At 40.5% G+C, this 16,566-nt stretch carries 10 protein-coding genes; 3 read left to right on the top strand and 7 right to left on the bottom strand.

The window, feature by feature from the left end; genetic code table 11:
* Positions 1-566 precede the first annotated feature (566 nt).
* Together BVH04_RS17540 and BVH04_RS17535 are read right to left on the bottom strand one after the other, a co-directional pair.
* On the bottom strand, positions 567-1,820 hold the full coding sequence (locus BVH04_RS17540; protein WP_169714457.1) for an AI-2E family transporter: 1,254 nt from the start codon (positions 1,818-1,820) through the stop codon (positions 567-569).
* A gap of 388 nt (positions 1,821-2,208) precedes the next feature.
* The gene (locus BVH04_RS17535) at positions 2,209-2,637 is read right to left on the bottom strand and encodes a hypothetical protein (RefSeq protein ID WP_140160608.1); all 429 of its coding nucleotides are present in this window, start codon (positions 2,635-2,637) and stop codon (positions 2,209-2,211) included.
* Positions 2,638-3,009: 372 nt separating this feature from the next.
* Here BVH04_RS17535 and BVH04_RS17530 point away from each other — a divergent pair, with 372 nt between their 5' ends.
* Positions 3,010-3,270: a hypothetical protein gene (locus tag BVH04_RS17530; RefSeq protein WP_140160607.1), complete on the top strand. Its 261-nt coding sequence runs from the start codon at positions 3,010-3,012 to the stop codon at positions 3,268-3,270.
* Positions 3,271-3,824: 554 nt separating this feature from the next.
* Here BVH04_RS17530 and BVH04_RS17525 read toward each other — a convergent pair.
* Together BVH04_RS17525 and BVH04_RS17520 are read right to left on the bottom strand one after the other, a co-directional pair.
* The gene (locus BVH04_RS17525; RefSeq protein ID WP_086542830.1) at positions 3,825-4,397 is read right to left on the bottom strand and encodes a TlpA family protein disulfide reductase; all 573 of its coding nucleotides are present in this window, start codon (positions 4,395-4,397) and stop codon (positions 3,825-3,827) included.
* Positions 4,398-4,478: 81 nt separating this feature from the next.
* On the bottom strand, positions 4,479-5,111 hold the full coding sequence (locus BVH04_RS17520; protein ID WP_086542773.1) for a class I SAM-dependent methyltransferase: 633 nt from the start codon (positions 5,109-5,111) through the stop codon (positions 4,479-4,481).
* Positions 5,112-5,258: 147 nt separating this feature from the next.
* Here BVH04_RS17520 and BVH04_RS17515 point away from each other — a divergent pair, with 147 nt between their 5' ends.
* Positions 5,259-7,508 (top strand): Tex family protein, encoded by a 2,250-nt coding sequence (locus tag BVH04_RS17515; RefSeq protein WP_086542772.1) that lies wholly within the window; start codon positions 5,259-5,261, stop codon positions 7,506-7,508.
* 189 nt (positions 7,509-7,697) lie between these two features.
* On the opposite strand, the gene BVH04_RS17510 is transcribed toward BVH04_RS17515, so the two are convergent.
* Positions 7,698-8,894: an ATP-binding protein gene (locus tag BVH04_RS17510; RefSeq protein WP_086542771.1), complete on the bottom strand. Its 1,197-nt coding sequence runs from the start codon at positions 8,892-8,894 to the stop codon at positions 7,698-7,700.
* A 307-nt stretch (positions 8,895-9,201) separates the two neighbouring features.
* Here BVH04_RS17510 and BVH04_RS17500 point away from each other — a divergent pair, with 307 nt between their 5' ends.
* The gene (locus BVH04_RS17500) at positions 9,202-11,619 is read left to right on the top strand and encodes an ABC transporter permease (protein WP_086542769.1); all 2,418 of its coding nucleotides are present in this window, start codon (positions 9,202-9,204) and stop codon (positions 11,617-11,619) included.
* 146 nt (positions 11,620-11,765) lie between these two features.
* Here BVH04_RS17500 and BVH04_RS17495 read toward each other — a convergent pair whose 3' ends face one another.
* Both BVH04_RS17495 and BVH04_RS17490 read right to left on the bottom strand, forming a co-directional pair.
* A complete protein-coding gene (locus tag BVH04_RS17495) occupies positions 11,766-12,758 on the bottom strand; it encodes an LLM class flavin-dependent oxidoreductase (protein ID WP_086542768.1) in 993 nt (330 codons plus the stop codon).
* A gap of 847 nt (positions 12,759-13,605) precedes the next feature.
* The gene (locus tag BVH04_RS17490; protein WP_086542767.1) at positions 13,606-16,347 is read right to left on the bottom strand and encodes a TonB-dependent receptor; all 2,742 of its coding nucleotides are present in this window, start codon (positions 16,345-16,347) and stop codon (positions 13,606-13,608) included.
* Between the last annotated feature and the right edge of the window lie 219 nt (positions 16,348-16,566).

The following is a 16,566-nucleotide window of genomic DNA, read 5'->3' as shown; positions in this document are numbered from 1 at the left end:
AGCCTCGTTTTGGAAGGGGTTTTTTGGTAGCTTGGACATAACTATTCCAGCCCAACCATTTTGGGATTTTAAAAATAAAAGATTTAGGGATACCTGAAAACCGAGGTTACTTCCTTGTGAGAGTTTAGCAATTCCTAAGTTACTTTTGTCCGGTATTGGCAGAAAAGCGGATAAATAAAGCATATACTAATCTTGATAGATAGTCATCACATTTTTCTAAATCAGGTACTTTTAGCTGACGTCTTGATGAGACTTTTTTGAAATATTAAATTGGGTCAATAAAAACTTCCTAACTATTCCTGGTCTGGCTCGAAGCCAATTCAATTCCTAGCTATAGAATGTGATCCCATTTCAAATCAAGAATTTAATTTCTGTATATCCGCTTTTCTGCCAGTAAAAGGCAAAATCAAAAGAGGATTTACTGATCCGGATAGCCATCGGGACTAGCAAAGGCGCCACTTCGGTCTTCCGTCCTCGGTCTTCCAGCCCGATAAGCAAAGAAAATAAGACTAGTGGCAGCATTGCGGATAATGAAGATTCAATTTAGATCCAGTTACTCAACCTACTCATTTGCCGGAAATTTTTGACCAGATTTTCTTACCCCATTGCTTTAACTTACCTGGCTCTTCATCATCACTCCCGAGATCCTCTTCTCCCAGAAAATACCCAACTGGCTGTAGAACCGGGACAGCATCACAGACGATTTTGAATATCCCGATGATTGGAATACTCAAGATCATCCCCGCTACCCCCCAGATCGTACCTCCCAGGACTACCACGATGATAGTCACAATAGGATTAATATTTACTTTTCCTCCCACCACGAATGGTTGTAGAATATAGCTTTCGATAAACTGAGCAAAGAAGTAGGTCGCTGCGACACCTATATACATTCCTAATCCTCCTCCGGAAAATGCAGCCATAGACATTGCCAAAATTAGCCCAATTATATTTCCAACATAGGGGATAAGCGAGAGAATAGCTGCAAGGATACTGATCAAAATCGCATTATCAATACCCGAAATGCTCAGACCAATACCATAAATCAATGCCAAAAATGCGATGAGTATCATCCTCCCAATCAAAAAATCCAATGCTAGCTTTATCGTATCGGCAAGAACATCTTTGGCGTTTGACTGATTTTCATCACTGAAAAAATTAAGAATTGACAATTTGAGTTTGGTTCGGTAATACAGCAGGAAAAAAAGATAAATCATAGCCAAAGCACTATTAGCTAAAAAACCGAAAAAACTGATCACTACGCCGCCGACTCTGGAAAACAATCCTGTAGGCACCTTGCTAATTAACGAGTCATCCGAAGCAGCAGACCGGTCTGGCTGAGAATTTTCTTGTACGCGTTCTTCAGCTTTAGTCTGGCCATCAGTGTCGGATAGTTGACTACTTGGCTCTTCACTATCCGCAGCAAATACTTGGTCGATATCTTTCTGGAAAGAAAAGCCTGTATTTTTACTTATAAAATCTTCTGCAGACTCCAGTCCAGTCTTGGCCTTGTTTTTTATTTCAGGCCATTTGTCTGAGAACTGTGTAATCTGAAAAGATATCAATACAAAAAAAGAAACAAATGCAATAAAACTTACCAGTACACATATCAAAGATGAGAATCCTCGATTGAGGCCTACATTTTCGAGTTTACGCGCCAACGGGATACAGATCAAAGCAAGCAAAATGCTGACTGTAATCGGAATCAAAAAACCTGTAGCAGCCATAATTCCATCGATGAAAAAATAAAGGCCTACCATTATTAGAGCAAAAAACGTGAGTATTTCTTTTCCTGGCGTATGTCTATCGGTGCTATTCATATAAGATGGTTTTATGCAAAGACTACAACAACTACTCCGAACCCATAAATACATTAAAACTTGGGCTAGCTTGCTTCAGATCGGCTATTGTCAAGAGTGTATTTCCCGATATGTGAAATACGCTACCCAATAGATGCAGTTAATTAGGGAATAGGGAGTTTGGGTTATGGGGACCAGCATTTAGGCCTTAAGAATATATTGATGTCCATTATTCGAAATCCGATCACACTTGTAATGTTGTTAACAGGAGTATATCTGAAAACTTCTTACCAAGATTTAATTTCTGATGAATACTAGGGAAATCCCTATTTCAGAAACATTGAGTTTAAATAAGTATAAAGTTTTTCGAAATAGGTATCTCAAAGATTATAGGATGGTTTGATCTGTCTTAGGAATCGAGCACTTTGAGATCATTGAAGCGATCTGTGATAGATTCGATATCCTCTGAAATTTTTTCCCGCTTCATTTTGTAACGATCGTATATTATCTCTTTCTGCTCTTCGGATGCATTTTCAAAATCTGACACATAAGTTCTCAAAGAATCTACCCTCAACTCAATGATTTTGATCTCCGGTTCAAATGCTTTGTAATCGTGGGATTGACGTTCCACATCCGAATTCTTGAGTAAAGTCAGTTTTTTTTCGATTTCGAGTTGCTCCTCACGGAGATCTTCTATAGTAAGCTTGAATGGATTATCCAGTGTGATGTCGTTTTGCTCGGTCACATCTGTGCCGTCTTCAATTCTCTCACTCGAAGATTCGCAAGAGAGTAGCATGGTGGAAGTCAATATTATTCCTAGAATTAGTGTCTTTTTCATGGCATTTTGATTTTGTTGGTATCGTGTAGTAGCCACAAAACTATGCCTAGAGGAAGATTTGCTTTGCCCATACGAGCTGATTCGAGCTTCTTTTTTCTGGAAAATAGAGGTCTCCAACTATTGAAGCGAAGTATCTGGGAATCTTAAAGGGCATTTTTTTGAGCTCTAAACGATTCAATTAAAGCTAGCCATCACTGAAAAGCAATCCCCATTTCGAGAGATTAATTCCCCTAAGTTTTTGTCGCACAGTCTTGATTTACGCTCTAATTTCATTAGATGCTGATTTGGAATTGATGAAGCTAGTTTATCAATATGCCTTGCGCTCGGAACAACTATTGCAACCAACTAGCTAATCACAAAAACATAGAAACCATGAAAAACAAGAAAGAAGAATCCAATTTGACCGAAGAAGATTTGCAAGCCTTAGGGGCAAAAAAGAAAAACTTGAGAAACGATGGTGGAGATGATGAAATGCTCCGAGATAGAAAGCGCCCTGCTGATTTTGCAGCGGCCGATCTGGACATACCCGGTGAGGAGCTTGATGATGCGCAGGAGCGGAGGGGTTCTGAAGACGAAGAAAATAATCATTATAGCCTGGGAACAGACCATAACGAAAATGTAGATAAAAGATAATCCGGTTTGTTTCTGATTTCTGAAAGTCCTTAACCGCAAAGCACGCCGAGGTTTCGCGGAGAAATACAAAGGAATTTTAGAGGATCACAGTGGTTCAAGTCTCCCGACTTGGACTTTTTCATAATGCATTCTTCAGACTGCTTCCATTTGATATGGGCGAAAGATTTTATACCCATATCGTATTTTGTGGATAAAAGGATGGACAATGATCAATACCCTATGCCCTTTGTTGACTTTATGACTTTGTGGTAAGAACCATTTTTTCGACATATAGGAACAAAGACAACAAATCCTTCCATTGGAAATTGGCTCACTTTAAAGTCAGATTGTTACTCTATGTTTTCCTATGAATCTATGTGGTATGCTAATTTTATCCACATAGCATTCATGGCTTTGACGAAATGATCTCCTTTGAAATAATACCTCTAATCTATACGACCATCTGGTTCATGACTCATGACTTGGATTTTTTTTAAATCGAGATTTAGGTGGTTAGTAATTTTCCAGTCTGAATCTGTAAATGATTTTTCTCACTTTTATTATCCCAAAACCAATTACTGGCTGAGTAGAAAATCCCGAAACTCATCCGTGTTGAAATTGCTCATACCTTCTTGATAGAAAACGATTTTACCGTCTGGATTTACTACCAAAGTGGTCGGGATGGATTCGCTTTGAAGGCTTTGATTCAGACCGTAACTAGCGTGAGCCATTGGAAAAGTCCAGCTTTTTCCTTCAATAAACTTTTGACTTTTTTTGATATCATTATCAATTCCAATCATCAAAAATTCTAAATCAGGCTCATTTTGGACTGATTTATAAAGCTCAGAAATATGTGGCATTTCGGCGCGACACGGACCACACCAAGATGCCCAAAGATTGATGAACAAAGTTTTGCCTCTGTAGCTTTCCAAGTTGATTTGCTTACCATCAAATGTTAAAAACTTGCCTCTGTAGTCGAACTGCTGGTCACTCAGATCTGGTATTTCGATCTTAGGTTTGATCAAGCCTGTGGAAAGCAGCACAGATTGTAATCCTCCTACTATGACAGGTAAAAGACCTGTAAAATATAATAATGCCACGACGCTGAGCATGATTCCCCAGCTTTTGATTTCTTTTTTCCAATCCATTTTCATTGTAGGAATTACGATTTACGAATTACAGGGTTTATGAGAACCTCGAAGATTTTAATTTAAGTTTTTAAAAGGTTGCTACTTCAACTGATTTTGAAAGCTACAGAACACGAAGTTCTGAATAGAATTGGATGGTGTGAGATGGTCTATGGTAAAGCAATAGATCTTTCTGAGATACTTCTCTATTACCTGACTCATCGTGTTTTCCGAATACTGTTTGATTTCAATTCCACTACACTTAGTAGGGCCATTTTCGGAAAAAGTGCCTACCACTAAATGACCGCCAGGATTCAAGTTTCTCTTGATGATCTGAAGATATTTTGTGACTTCATCGTTTTTTAGAAAATGGAACACAGCTCTGTCATGCCAGAAGTCATATTTTTCTGGTGGCTGAAATGAGGATACATCAGCGACAATCCACTTTATTTTTTTTGCCCGATTACCTAGCCGCTGCTTCGCCCTTTCTAAAGCTTTCTCGGAGATATCTAAAACTGTAATGTCTTGGTAACCAAGATCAAGAAGATTGTCTACTAAATAGCTATCACCTCCTCCACAGTCTATAATTTTAGCATCTTTTGGCACATTGAATTTTTGCAAAAACTCTAAGGAAGTTTCGGGTTTTTCCTGATACCAACTCACTTCCTCAAAGTTTTTGGTTTGGTAGATTTGATCCCAATGTTGTTTTATTTCCAGTGTCTCCAATTTTTTCATTGTTAATTTTAGCTAGCTAAATTTCGATTCAAAATTACCCCCACATTTCCAGACGCTTAGTGACAACTCTCACATTTCTCCCTTTTTGTCTCCAAAAGGAGGCTTAACTTGCAGCTCAAATTTAAGCGTTGAATTTCCCATTGCCCTATGAATTACGAAGTACAAATAGCCGCTGAACTCCAAGTAAGACCCGCACAGGTGAATGCCACGGTGCAATTGCTGGACGAAGGCGGGACAGTTCCGTTTATTTCCCGATACAGAAAAGAAGCCACTGGCGAGTTGGATGAGGTGCAGGTAGCAGCGATTCGGGATCGCGTGTTACAGTTGCGTGAGTTGGCCAAGCGAAAAGAAGCTGTATTAAAGTCAATCGAGGAGCAAGGAAAATTGACTTCTGAATTGAAAGCGAAAGTTGAAGCCGCTGAGACCATGTCAAAGCTGGAAGACATCTATTTGCCATATAAGCCTAAGCGAAGAACCAAGGCGACTATAGCCAGAGAAAAAGGCTTGGAGCCACTTGCTGAGCAGATTTTCGAGCAGAACTCCATCAATCTGGAAGTGGAAGCAGAGAAGTTTGTAGATGCTACCAAAGAAGTGAATTCAACTGAAGAAGCACTTCAGGGAGCTCGGGATATTATGGCAGAGTGGATCAATGAGAAAGCAGAGTTGAGAGAAAAGATGCGAAAGCTTTTTCTCGATGAAGGTGTTTTTTCTTCGAAAGTGTTGCCTGGGAAAGAACAAGAAGCAATTAAATACAAAGACTATTTTGAATGGTCTGAACCTATAAAATCTGCTCCATCTCACCGTGTACTGGCTATGAGAAGAGGTGAGAAAGAACTTTTTCTGATGTTGGATTCTGTACCAGAAGAGGCTTCTGCAATTTATCAAATGGAGAAAATGATTCTTGCTGATGCGGCAAACTCTTCTGTTGATCAGGTGAAGGTGGCAATCAAGGACAGTTACAAAAGATTGCTAAAACCAAGTATGGAAACGGAAGTTCGCCTGCTCACTAAGCGTAAAGCGGATGAAGAAGCGATCAGGGTTTTTACTGAAAATCTACGTCAGTTACTGCTCGGAGCACCTTTGGGAGAGAAATCGGTGATGGCAATTGACCCAGGATTCAGAACTGGATGTAAGTTAGTTTGTCTAGGCCCGCAAGGTCAATTCTTACATTTCGAAGCGATCTATCCGCATGAGCCTCAGCGTCGATCGGCAGAAGCTGGGATGAACGTGAAAGGTTTGGTAGAGCAGTTTGGTATTGAAGCGATTGCCATCGGAAATGGGACGGCCGGACGGGAGACAGAAGCTTTTGTGAAAAGTCTAGGCTTGCCCAAATCAGTGATCGTAACCATGGTGAATGAATCTGGAGCCTCGATTTATTCCGCTTCAGATGTTGCGCGTGAAGAATTTCCTGATCTGGATCTGACTGTGAGAGGAGCAGTTTCTATTGGTCGTCGATTGATGGATCCATTGGCGGAGTTGGTGAAAATCGACCCAAAATCCATTGGAGTCGGCCAATACCAGCATGATGTGGATCAGAATGCCTTGAAAAATGCGCTTGATGATACGGTGATGTCAGCTGTAAATAGAGTAGGAGTAGAAGTGAATCTAGCCTCTAAGCAATTACTCACTTATGTCTCTGGCTTAGGTCCAACTTTGGCGCAGAATATTATTGATTTCAGAAATGAAAACGGGCCTTTCAAGAGCCGTGCACAACTGAAAAAAGTACCTCGATTGGGGGATAAAGCCTTTGAGCAAGCGGCTGGTTTCTTGAGAATCAGCAAGGCAAAACACCCGCTAGATTCCTCAGCTGTTCACCCTGAGCGATATGCCTTGGTGGAGAAAATGGCTAAAGATGTCAGTGCTTCGGTTTCAGATTTGATGAGTTCAGAAGACTTGAGAAATAGAATTGCCCTAAAGAATTACGTGTCTGAAACGGTGGGTTTGCCTACGCTTCAGGATATTTTGGAAGAGCTAGCCAAGCCGGGAAGAGATCCACGGGAGAGCTTTGAGGTTTTTGCTTTTGAGGAAAGTGTGAATAGCATGACTGATCTGAAAGTGGGGATGAAGCTTCCGGGAGTGGTGACGAATATCACGGCTTTTGGAGCTTTTGTGGATGTGGGAGTGCATCAAGATGGATTGGTGCATTTGAGTCATTTGGCAGATCGATTTATCAAAGATCCAAATGAGGTCGTCTCTGTCAATCAGAAAGTACAAGTGACCGTCATGGAAGTGGATATTCCCCGCAAACGAGTTGGACTTAGCATGAAAGCCGATCCTTTTGCGGAGCGCGGAAAAAGTCAGGGGAAACCTGCTGCTGCCAAAGTTCAGAAACCAGAAGAGCCTGCCGGTTCTATGGCTGATAAGTTGGCAGCGCTGAAAGGGAAGTTTGGGGGGTGATTTTTAACCGCAGAGGTCGCGGAGGATGCGCAGAGAAGGCGCTGAGCGAATTGTTTTTATCCCAAAAGGGTACGAAGAAGGCGCTGAGTGGTTATACTCTGAGGTATTTGCTGTAGTTAGTATCTTCATTTACAGCGGTAGATCACCACAACTCTCCAAAGGTTTCAAACCCTTGGAGAGTTGGTTCTCTCAATACATCATTCCAAAAACCCAAAGTGGTACTTTTTTACCAAAGCCATGCTCAATTTCGTCCGCAGCTATCAGATAGTTTTCAGGAGGTTTGACTTGGCTGGCATCTTTGTTTTTGCCGCCAACTTCTATTACTAAATCATCGACTAAGAAATCACCGGACTTTGGTAATCTGATTTCTTTTTTTAGGTTTTTGAGTTGGTTTAGAAGGAATGTCTCTCTAATCGAACCGATTTCTGGGTTTTCCTTCAGCGCATAGAAGAGATTGGTGTTTTCCATGTAAACCTTGTCTGGCTTTTGCAGCAATGAAATTCCCTTGCCTTCGGCAATCAAGAAATTGAGTAATCTCGCTTTTTCCAATTGCGTGAGCCATTCATAGACAGAATCCCGACTGGTTTCTATTTTACGAGCAATTGAGGATACATTGGGTTTGAAAGGGACAGACTCAGCCAACACGCCAAGCAGTTTCTTGACTTTGTAGGCCGTTCCGGCATTATAATCTGCAATAAATGCCAAATCCGAATCTACTATTGTATTGATGATTTGCTGGAGGAAAACTGGAATCGTCTCTGGGTTCGACTCTGTTATGATGGGCAGATATCCCCGTTTTAAATATTCCTTGAATGCTGGAAGCGGTTGAAGTTTTGAATTGACTTCACGGGTGATTTCTGAATGAGAATTCTGGACTTCACTTAGCGAGAAAGCAGCAAAGTTATGCCCTTGAGTTAAATATAAATATTCACGGAATGACATTCCGGGCAATTCATACGTGATCACTCGGCGACTCAAATCTGATTCACCGCGATAAATATCCAAAGCGGACGAGGAGGAGAAAACCACTTTCAAATCTGGAAACGAATCATAAATGTTCTTGAGTTCACGAGACCAATTTGGGTATTTATGCACTTCGTCGATGAACAAAAATCGACCTCCATTCTGATAAAAAGTGGTGGTTGTTTCCACCAAATTATGAGTATAAAACCAATAGTGATCTGCTGAAAAGTAAAGTGCCTCGTTGGATTTGGGCTTTATTCCATACTTGATTCGCTGGAGCATTAGGGTTGTTTTGCCCGAACCTCTCGGCCCTTTGATGGCAATCATCCGCTGGTTCCAATCAATTTCTGTAAAGAGATATCGAAAGAAATTATCGTCAATCTGACTCAGTAAATTATTGAAATTTGAAAACAGAATATCCATTTTTGTCGAATCTATTCTACAAATATATAAATAATATGTCGAATAGAAACTACACTGTGAACTGTATAGTGTCTTTTAAAAAAAGTAATATTTCGATTTTCGAAATATTACTTAGTAATAGTTTTGTGACTAATACTTTAAATTCGCCCGAGAACGAACAAAAATGTTCGGAGGAAATTTGTCAATTTTTCTGAAAACCTTAATTAGAGCTTCTAGTCGTGCTTTTTTTCTGGTGCAATCTTGGATAATATCCCTGCAAAATAAAGCTGGGCCTCCAGCTGATATCCGTAGATAAACTTCAAAACCCATGTGGAAAACATACTCCAAAATTGCTTGGCGAAATCTTAAGAAAGGCAAGCGCGTGACGCTGATCAATATCTTTGGTCTGACGCTGGGAATCACAGCTGCTTTTTTGCTTTTCACGGTGGTGAGCTATGAGTTGAGCTACGATACGTTTCAGACGAATGCAGATCGAATTTATCGAGTAGTTACCCAAGACGACTATTCAGATGGCACTGCATACAATCCCGGCGTTTCGCCGCCGATGCCCGATGCGCTGAAAGAAGATCTTTCGGGTTTAGAAGCACTTGTTCCGGTGGTGAATTCATCAGTTAATGTTTCTACAGAACAAGCTGTAACCAACACAGGTGAGAATAACTTTATCATAGAAGATGCCTTCTTTACCACCTCTGATTATGCCACATTATTTGATATGGAAGTGCTCGCTGGAAATTTGGCACTACTCAATGAGCCAGGCCAGGTAGTGCTCACCGTGACTGAGGCCAAGAAGCTTTTTGGGACTTTGGAAAATGCTTTTGGGAAGTCAGTTTTACTATCAAAACGTGTGGAAGCAACAGTTGGGGCAATTGTGGCTGATATTCCGGTCAACAGCAATTTCCAGTTCAATATGCTAGTCTCTTACAAAACCTTGCAAAGCAATGAGGATGTTTTTGATTATCATTTTGATGAATGGGGCAGCTTTGGAAGCGATTTTCAATTGTACTTATTGCTCGCTGAGTCCAGCAGCGCGGATCAGATCAATCAGCAGCTTCGGAACTTTGCAGAAAAGAACTATAAGGATCGCGGTACTTCCAAGAAGTCATTTTACCTACAGGCGATGCCTGATATTCACTTCGATAGCCGATTTGAACCGATCAACGGGGAAATGATCCGAAAAGCCACCATTTATACATTAGGTTTGATAGGAATCTTCATCCTGATCATGGCCTCCATCAATTTTGTAAATCTTTCCACAGCTCAGGCAATCGGTAAAAGTAAGGAAATAGGGATTCGCAAAGTGATGGGAGGAAGCCGACTTCAGGTAATTGGACAATCCTTTGGAGAGACATTTTTGGTTGTCATTATCTCAGCGATTATCTCTACGATAACTGCTACTGTTTTGCTTCCTTACCTCAGTGAAGTGGCTGAAGTGCCCGATTCGATTCGCTTGGTTACACCTTCTTTTTTGCTTTTTTCTACACTCATAATTTTGGGTGTGACGTTGCTTTCTGGTTTTTATCCAGCGCTTATTTTATCGGGATTTCAACCGATTCAGGCATTGAAAAATAAGATTCAAGTAGCTCAAATCGGAGGTGTTTCGCTGCGTAGAGGTTTAGTGGTGATGCAGTTTGTGATTGCGCAAGTTCTGATGATCGCAACGGTAGTTGCAGTGAAGCAGATGACAGAGATTCAGGACGCCGATCTTGGCTTTTCGAAGCAGGCCGTTTACTACATTGACATACCTACAGATGAGGCCAAAGATGGACGACTCGATGTGCTCAAGCAACGATTGAAATCTAATGCTCAAATCAAAAGTGTAAGTGTCTCTAATGATGTCCCTTCCTCTGCTAACAATTGGGCATCGAATTTTTGGTTTGATGGCATTAGAGAAAGTGTGCAATTCCCTACATCTTTGAAATATGCTGATGCTGATTACTTTGATACTTACGGGTTAGAATTCGTAGCCGGTGGTAGCTTTTCAGAAAGTGATACCCTCAAGGAAGCAGTAATCAATGAAACCATGGCTAAGAAACTGAATCTGACGAATGCAGAAGAAGCTATCGGAAAAACAATCACAATTGGTGGGAGCGAACCGTGGATGAGAATCACGGGAGTGGTGAAGGATTTTGCTCAAAACTCTTTGCGTGAAGAAATTAAGCCTTTTATTATAGCTACAGAAAAAGCTAATTACGAATTGCTAGGGGTGAAACTGGACAAAAATGCAGGTAAGGAAACGTTAGCTACCATTGAAGAAGAGTTTAAAAATATTTATCCTGAGGCGATTTATTCTGGGACTTTTTGGGATGAAAGCATTGCTAGTTTCTACCGACGAGAGAATCAGTTGGCACTGGTTTATAAGATCTTCGCTGTGCTCTCGATTGTGATTTCTTCGATTGGATTGTATGGATTGATTTCCTTTTTAGTAGGTCAAAAGCTTAAAGAAATCGGGATTAGAAAAGTACTGGGTGCCTCTATTTCTCAGATTACATTTCTGCTTTCGAAGGAATTCATTTTGTTGGTATTCATTGCTTTTGCGATAGCTGTGCCGGTTGGTTATTACCTGACGGATCAGTGGTTGCAGAATTTCACTTATCAGACCAACGTTCCTGTAGTTTTGTACGTGCTAGTGATTTTAGTTTCGCTCCTGATCACTTCTGCCACGGTAGGATATAGAGCAGTGAAAGCAGCTTTAGGGAATCCAGTGGATAGTTTGGCGGATGAGTAAGAAAAGTTGGAAAACTGAATAAAGAAGGCGCAGGAAAACTGAAATTAAAAGACCTTCCAGGTTTTCAAAACCTGGAAGGTCTCCGGCTAATTGACTTCACGAGTCAAAGCACTTTAAAAAAAAGGAATTTGATTCCCTTTTCTCTTTTACCCTAAAACCTCAGCAGTGATCTCCAAAGATCGTAACCGTTTTTCAGGATCGTAGATATTAGTCGAAACCATCAGTTCGTCCACTTCCACTTGCTGGAAGAAACTCTCAAATTGTGGTTTTAGAGTTTCCTTTGTACCAATGAAAGTACACGCCATCATATTTTGGATAGCAGAGGCTTCGGCTTCATTCCAGATGTTCTCCATACTATCCACCGGTTTTTTCATGGGATAAGATTTTCCTCGAATAATCCCTAAAGCGGTCTGGAAAAATGAAGTTGCCAGATAATGAGCCTCTTCATCTGTGTCAGCTGCGATCACATTCACACAAGAAATAAAATGGGGCTTTGCCTGATGCTCTGATGGCTGGAAATTTTCTCGATAATATCTCGAAGCATTGATCAAATATCCTGGAGCAAAATGGCTGGCGAAAGCGTAAGGCAAACCTTTTTGCGAAGCAAGAACAGCACTACTCATGCTTGATCCCAAAAGATAAATAGGCACATTCAAACCCTCGGCAGGGAATGCGCGGACTTTGGAGTCCATATTATCTTCTGAGAAATAACGCCGAAGGTCATCGAGATCACTTGGGAATTCTTGAACAGATTCATGTCTTCCCCTTCGTAAAGCTGCTGCCGTAGTTTGATCTGTGCCCGGTGCCCGACCGAGACCCAGATCAATCCGGTTCGGGTAAAGCGTGGCTAGAGTTCCGAATTGCTCGGCAATAATCAGTGGGCTATGATTTGGAAGCATGATGCCGCCAGAGCCTAAACGAATAGTGGAAGTACCATTGGCTAAGTACCCAAGCAAGATCTGAGGTGAAGAGCTTCCGACATTTGCCATGTTGTGATGCTCAGCAAGCCACATCCTGGTGTAGCCAAGTTTTTCTGCATGTTTTGCTATTTCTAAACATCTTTCATAAGCGTCTCTGGCATCGTAGTCTTCACGGATGATGGCAAGATCAAGGAGGGAATAGGGTAGGTTCGATTTCAAATTAGGTAGTTGCTTGTGGTTAGTAAGCAAATTGAAATTCGATCAGGAAAGTTTCTGAATGCCTTTTTAAATTAAATTTATGTGTTTATACGGAATCTTGCCAGTAGAAAATTTATAGGATCGAAAATCCAAAAGCAGATTAAATTCTGGTTTACTCCGGTCTTCGGTCATCGGTCTTCCAATCCGTTGACCAAAGAGAATTCGCTTACTGGCAGAAAAGCGTACATACAGATAAATTTATATGTTTCTGACATACACAGTTTGTGAGTTTTATACCTCATAAACAATTGATTTTCAGTGGGGGTTTTTCTGATGGAATTAACATGGTACTGTCAAGGGTGGATTTTGTCAGTGGCAGGTTTTTTGATTTATGATTTAAGTATTAACTAATTGATTCACATTAAATCACAGATTTTATCAAATTGATTGAATCTTTTAAGCAGATAATGTGACCCATTATTTCCAACCAAAAATTTATTCTTATGAGCTCAGAAGCAATGATCAAAAATAACTGTGTTGTGGCATGCGAACGTTGTATCGAAGCATGTAGCACTTGTATCGAATCATGCATTAACCGACCTGGAATGCAGGACTGCATTAAATTCTGTGAAAGATGCATTGATGCTTGCAAAGATTGTATAGCAGCATCTAAAAGTAATTCGTTGGATATGGCCATCACTATGCAACAGTGTATGGATGCCTGCTACAATTGCGCTAATGAATGCGAAAAGCATGAGCACGAAAGTTGCAAAAAATGTGCAGAAGCTTGCCGCCATTGCATAGCAGAATGCGAGACTCTTTTAGATTAAAAAAAAATGGCTGATGAATTGTTCTTCAGCCATTTTTATTAATTATAGATTTCGTTATAGTCATCCATATTTGTCCCTTTGTTGAAGTGTCGGATATTGTAAGAGAAGGAAAGCATGAAATAGCGCTGCATCACGTTGTTTTGCCCATCTTCTACATACGCATCCGTGACATTTCTATAGACACTTCTGTTTTGCCCAAGCAAATCATACACATTCAACGAGATCTCTCCTCGCTGATTACCGAATACTTTTTTACCTATACTCATATTCATCAATAGCACATTGGCATCAAATCCCTCCGAAAGCCCGGTATTGAGCTGATGGTTTACATCCAGTCTGTATACGAATCCTTCCCAGATTATCCAACTTAAATTCAATCTTGATCTTTGATTGAAATAGTTATTATTAAGGTTTGAATTAAGTGTGTTTTCGACATTATTGAATGAGGCACGGGTGGATATATTGAAGTCAATTTGGTCGGAAATATTGCTGCTTAGTGAAATTCCGGTATTCAGCCTAGATGAGTTATTGAAGCTCAATTGATCATTTACCTGACTTGGTCTCTTGGTGTTGCTAAATCCGCCATTGATGTTAAAATTGGATTTAATAAAACCAAGGGGTATTCCATAACTGACCCATGAGCGAAAATCCCTGTACCCATCCAAATTGACTTGACTGAAAAGTTGGGAACCTTCTTCCAGTATTATGCCTCCTGGTAGCTCTGTGGCCTCCTGAGCTGTAAATGTACTGTTTGAAACAGCATCTTTTGTCAACCTGTATTGGGCAAAAACAAACCATGAACGATCATTTTCAGGGTTATTGCTTCTGAAACGTAGTCTCATCCTGTTGGTATAGGATTGGTCCAAAACAGGATTTCCTGTCCTCAATTGTAGTGGATTGGTGTTGTCAATTACGTTTTGTAACTGACCTACTGAAGGTGCGTCTACATCAGTATCATAATCCAATTCAATATTGGTATTGTCAGAGAATTCATAATCAAATCTAACCGTAGGCATGAAGCTTTTGAATGTTCTGTCCAGAGACCCCATTGCAGGGAAAAACTGCTCATTTTTAAGTGTTGCGTTTTGATATTCTAATTCCGCCTGAAATTTCAGTTTTTCAAGTTTATATTGATATCCCAGTTCTACTTCTTGTCTGAGGTATTTGCTCTCAAATGAATTACTTAGTGCAGTGTCGAGAGCGAGATTAGGGTCTTGCATTTCCTCGTTAAGTATATCAAATGTTAATTGATCGGAGTCGTTTATTCTATTTCCAATTTCGTATTCGAGTTCCATTTGGCCATTTTTGCCAATTGCTTCAGTATAGGAAAAGCCAGTTTCCCAATCAAGCCCTGTCCTGTCACGAGTTATTTGCTGATTGAGTAGCTCAACACGCTCTACGGGCTGGAAATAGATGTTTTGGGCATTACGTAATGCGTCATCTTCATCTTTGTGGTTTCCCGTTCTTACATCTATTGTCAAGCTTCTACCAGCTTTGTCAAACTGGTGACTGTAGTACAAGCTGTTGTTAATATCAAATTCGTAATTGTCTTCGGTTCTAAAATTTTCAGTCTGGTTAAGAGGTCCGGCATTATTTACGGTCTGGCCAAAGAAACTTGAATTTTGCTTAATAAAAGAAGCAGAGAACCTAGGCCGGTAAAGGATCCTGTTTTTCTCGTCGATATTATATTCAAATCTCATGTCGAAATTATGATCCTGAACAGTGCTTTCATCGATACTTTCTTCTGTATAAGTTTGGTCTGATTCTGAACCCGTAACATATTCGCGTACCATTGAAGAAATCCCCAAGTTTTTTCGATTGTTGTAGAGATAACTCCCGCTTATTTTTATTTTTTCACCCCAATTATCTGAATAATTCAGACCAAGAATATTAGTGGTGATGATACCGTTTTGAGGACGATTGTTGCTTTGGGCATTGGGGTCACTGGAATAATCCAGGACGTTGATGTTATTGCTAAGTCCTGTGAATGTAATGCGACGGTCTTCGTTGAAAGAGTTGATGCTGGCTCCAGCCAGATAGCGATCATCGGTCCCATAACCTGCCGTGGCCTTTCCAAACTGCCCTTTCCTTTTGTCTGGTTTGGTGATGATGTTGATTGTCTTCATTCGTTCACCATCATCAAATCCGCTCAGTAGTGCCTTATCACTTTTTTGATCAAATATTTCAATGCCCTGAATAACTTCCGCAGGGAGGTTTTGCAGAGCCGTCTGAATATCTCCTCCGAAAAACGGTTTGCCATCCACCAGAATTTGAGCAATATTTTCTCCTTGGGCTTGAAGGGCTCCGTCCTGAGAGACTATTCCGGGTAGTTTCTCGACGAGTGACTGCGCGCTTGCGTCTTTCATAGTTTTGAAAGCATCTGCATTATATAAAGTGGTATCGCCTTTCTGCTCTCCCTGTGCTCTTCTGGCGCTAATGGTCACCTCGTCAAGTGCCGTTGCCTGTTCGCTTAATGATAAAGTACCAAGTTCAAGGTCTTTATTGACATTGATTGCTCTGAAAAGGTTTTCGAAACCCAGGTACTGCACTTTCAACAGATATTCACCTTCTTTGATGTTAGTTATTTCAAATTCGCCGTCCAAGTCAGAGATCATTCCGCCAACCTGAATCGAATCTGGCAGACTTTGAAGCAATATGGTAGCATTAGGAATGGTGGCCCCTGTTCCAGTTTGCTTTACTCTTCCCTTTACAGAATAAGTTTGAGCAGAAACTTGAGATATCACCATAAAGGCAATAAATAGGTAAAGGCAGCTTTTCATTGTAGTTGGCTTAATAGGGATTTCTGAACTATGGATTCCTCGACAGGGCGTTTGCTAATGCGATGTTTAGCTTAAACTTTGCTGTTACATACAAAGTAACACACTAAAAGTCCTTATTGGGAGGGATAATTAGCTAAGCGGTCAAATGTTGAATTGAACTGTGTAATTCAATTAGAACGATATTTAGAATTCAAATTCCTATATCTAGATCACCTACTT

It is taken from the genome of Algoriphagus antarcticus (genome assembly GCF_002150685.1).
Classification (GTDB): Bacteria; Bacteroidota; Bacteroidia; order Cytophagales; family Cyclobacteriaceae; genus Algoriphagus; species Algoriphagus antarcticus.
Note: the sequence above shows the minus strand (reverse complement) of the source record. Positions and strands in the feature narration are given on the sequence as shown.

What these genes read in the sequence shown, in the direction of transcription:
- BVH04_RS17500 (WP_086542769.1), top strand. Translation starts at nt 9,202, where the DNA reads ATGTGGAAAACATACTCCAAAATTGCTTGGCGAAATCTTAAGAAAGGC.
- BVH04_RS17515 (WP_086542772.1), top strand. Translation starts at nt 5,259, where the DNA reads ATGAATTACGAAGTACAAATAGCCGCTGAACTCCAAGTAAGACCCGCA.
- BVH04_RS17525 (WP_086542830.1), bottom strand. Translation starts at nt 4,397, where the DNA reads ATGGATTGGAAAAAAGAAATCAAAAGCTGGGGAATCATGCTCAGCGTC.
- BVH04_RS17490 (WP_086542767.1), bottom strand. Translation starts at nt 16,347, where the DNA reads ATGAAAAGCTGCCTTTACCTATTTATTGCCTTTATGGTGATATCTCAA.
- BVH04_RS17530 (WP_140160607.1), top strand. Translation starts at nt 3,010, where the DNA reads ATGAAAAACAAGAAAGAAGAATCCAATTTGACCGAAGAAGATTTGCAA.
- BVH04_RS17520 (WP_086542773.1), bottom strand. Translation starts at nt 5,111, where the DNA reads ATGAAAAAATTGGAGACACTGGAAATAAAACAACATTGGGATCAAATC.
- BVH04_RS17510 (WP_086542771.1), bottom strand. Translation starts at nt 8,894, where the DNA reads ATGGATATTCTGTTTTCAAATTTCAATAATTTACTGAGTCAGATTGAC.
- BVH04_RS17540 (WP_169714457.1), bottom strand. Translation starts at nt 1,820, where the DNA reads ATGAATAGCACCGATAGACATACGCCAGGAAAAGAAATACTCACGTTT.
- BVH04_RS17535 (WP_140160608.1), bottom strand. Translation starts at nt 2,637, where the DNA reads ATGAAAAAGACACTAATTCTAGGAATAATATTGACTTCCACCATGCTA.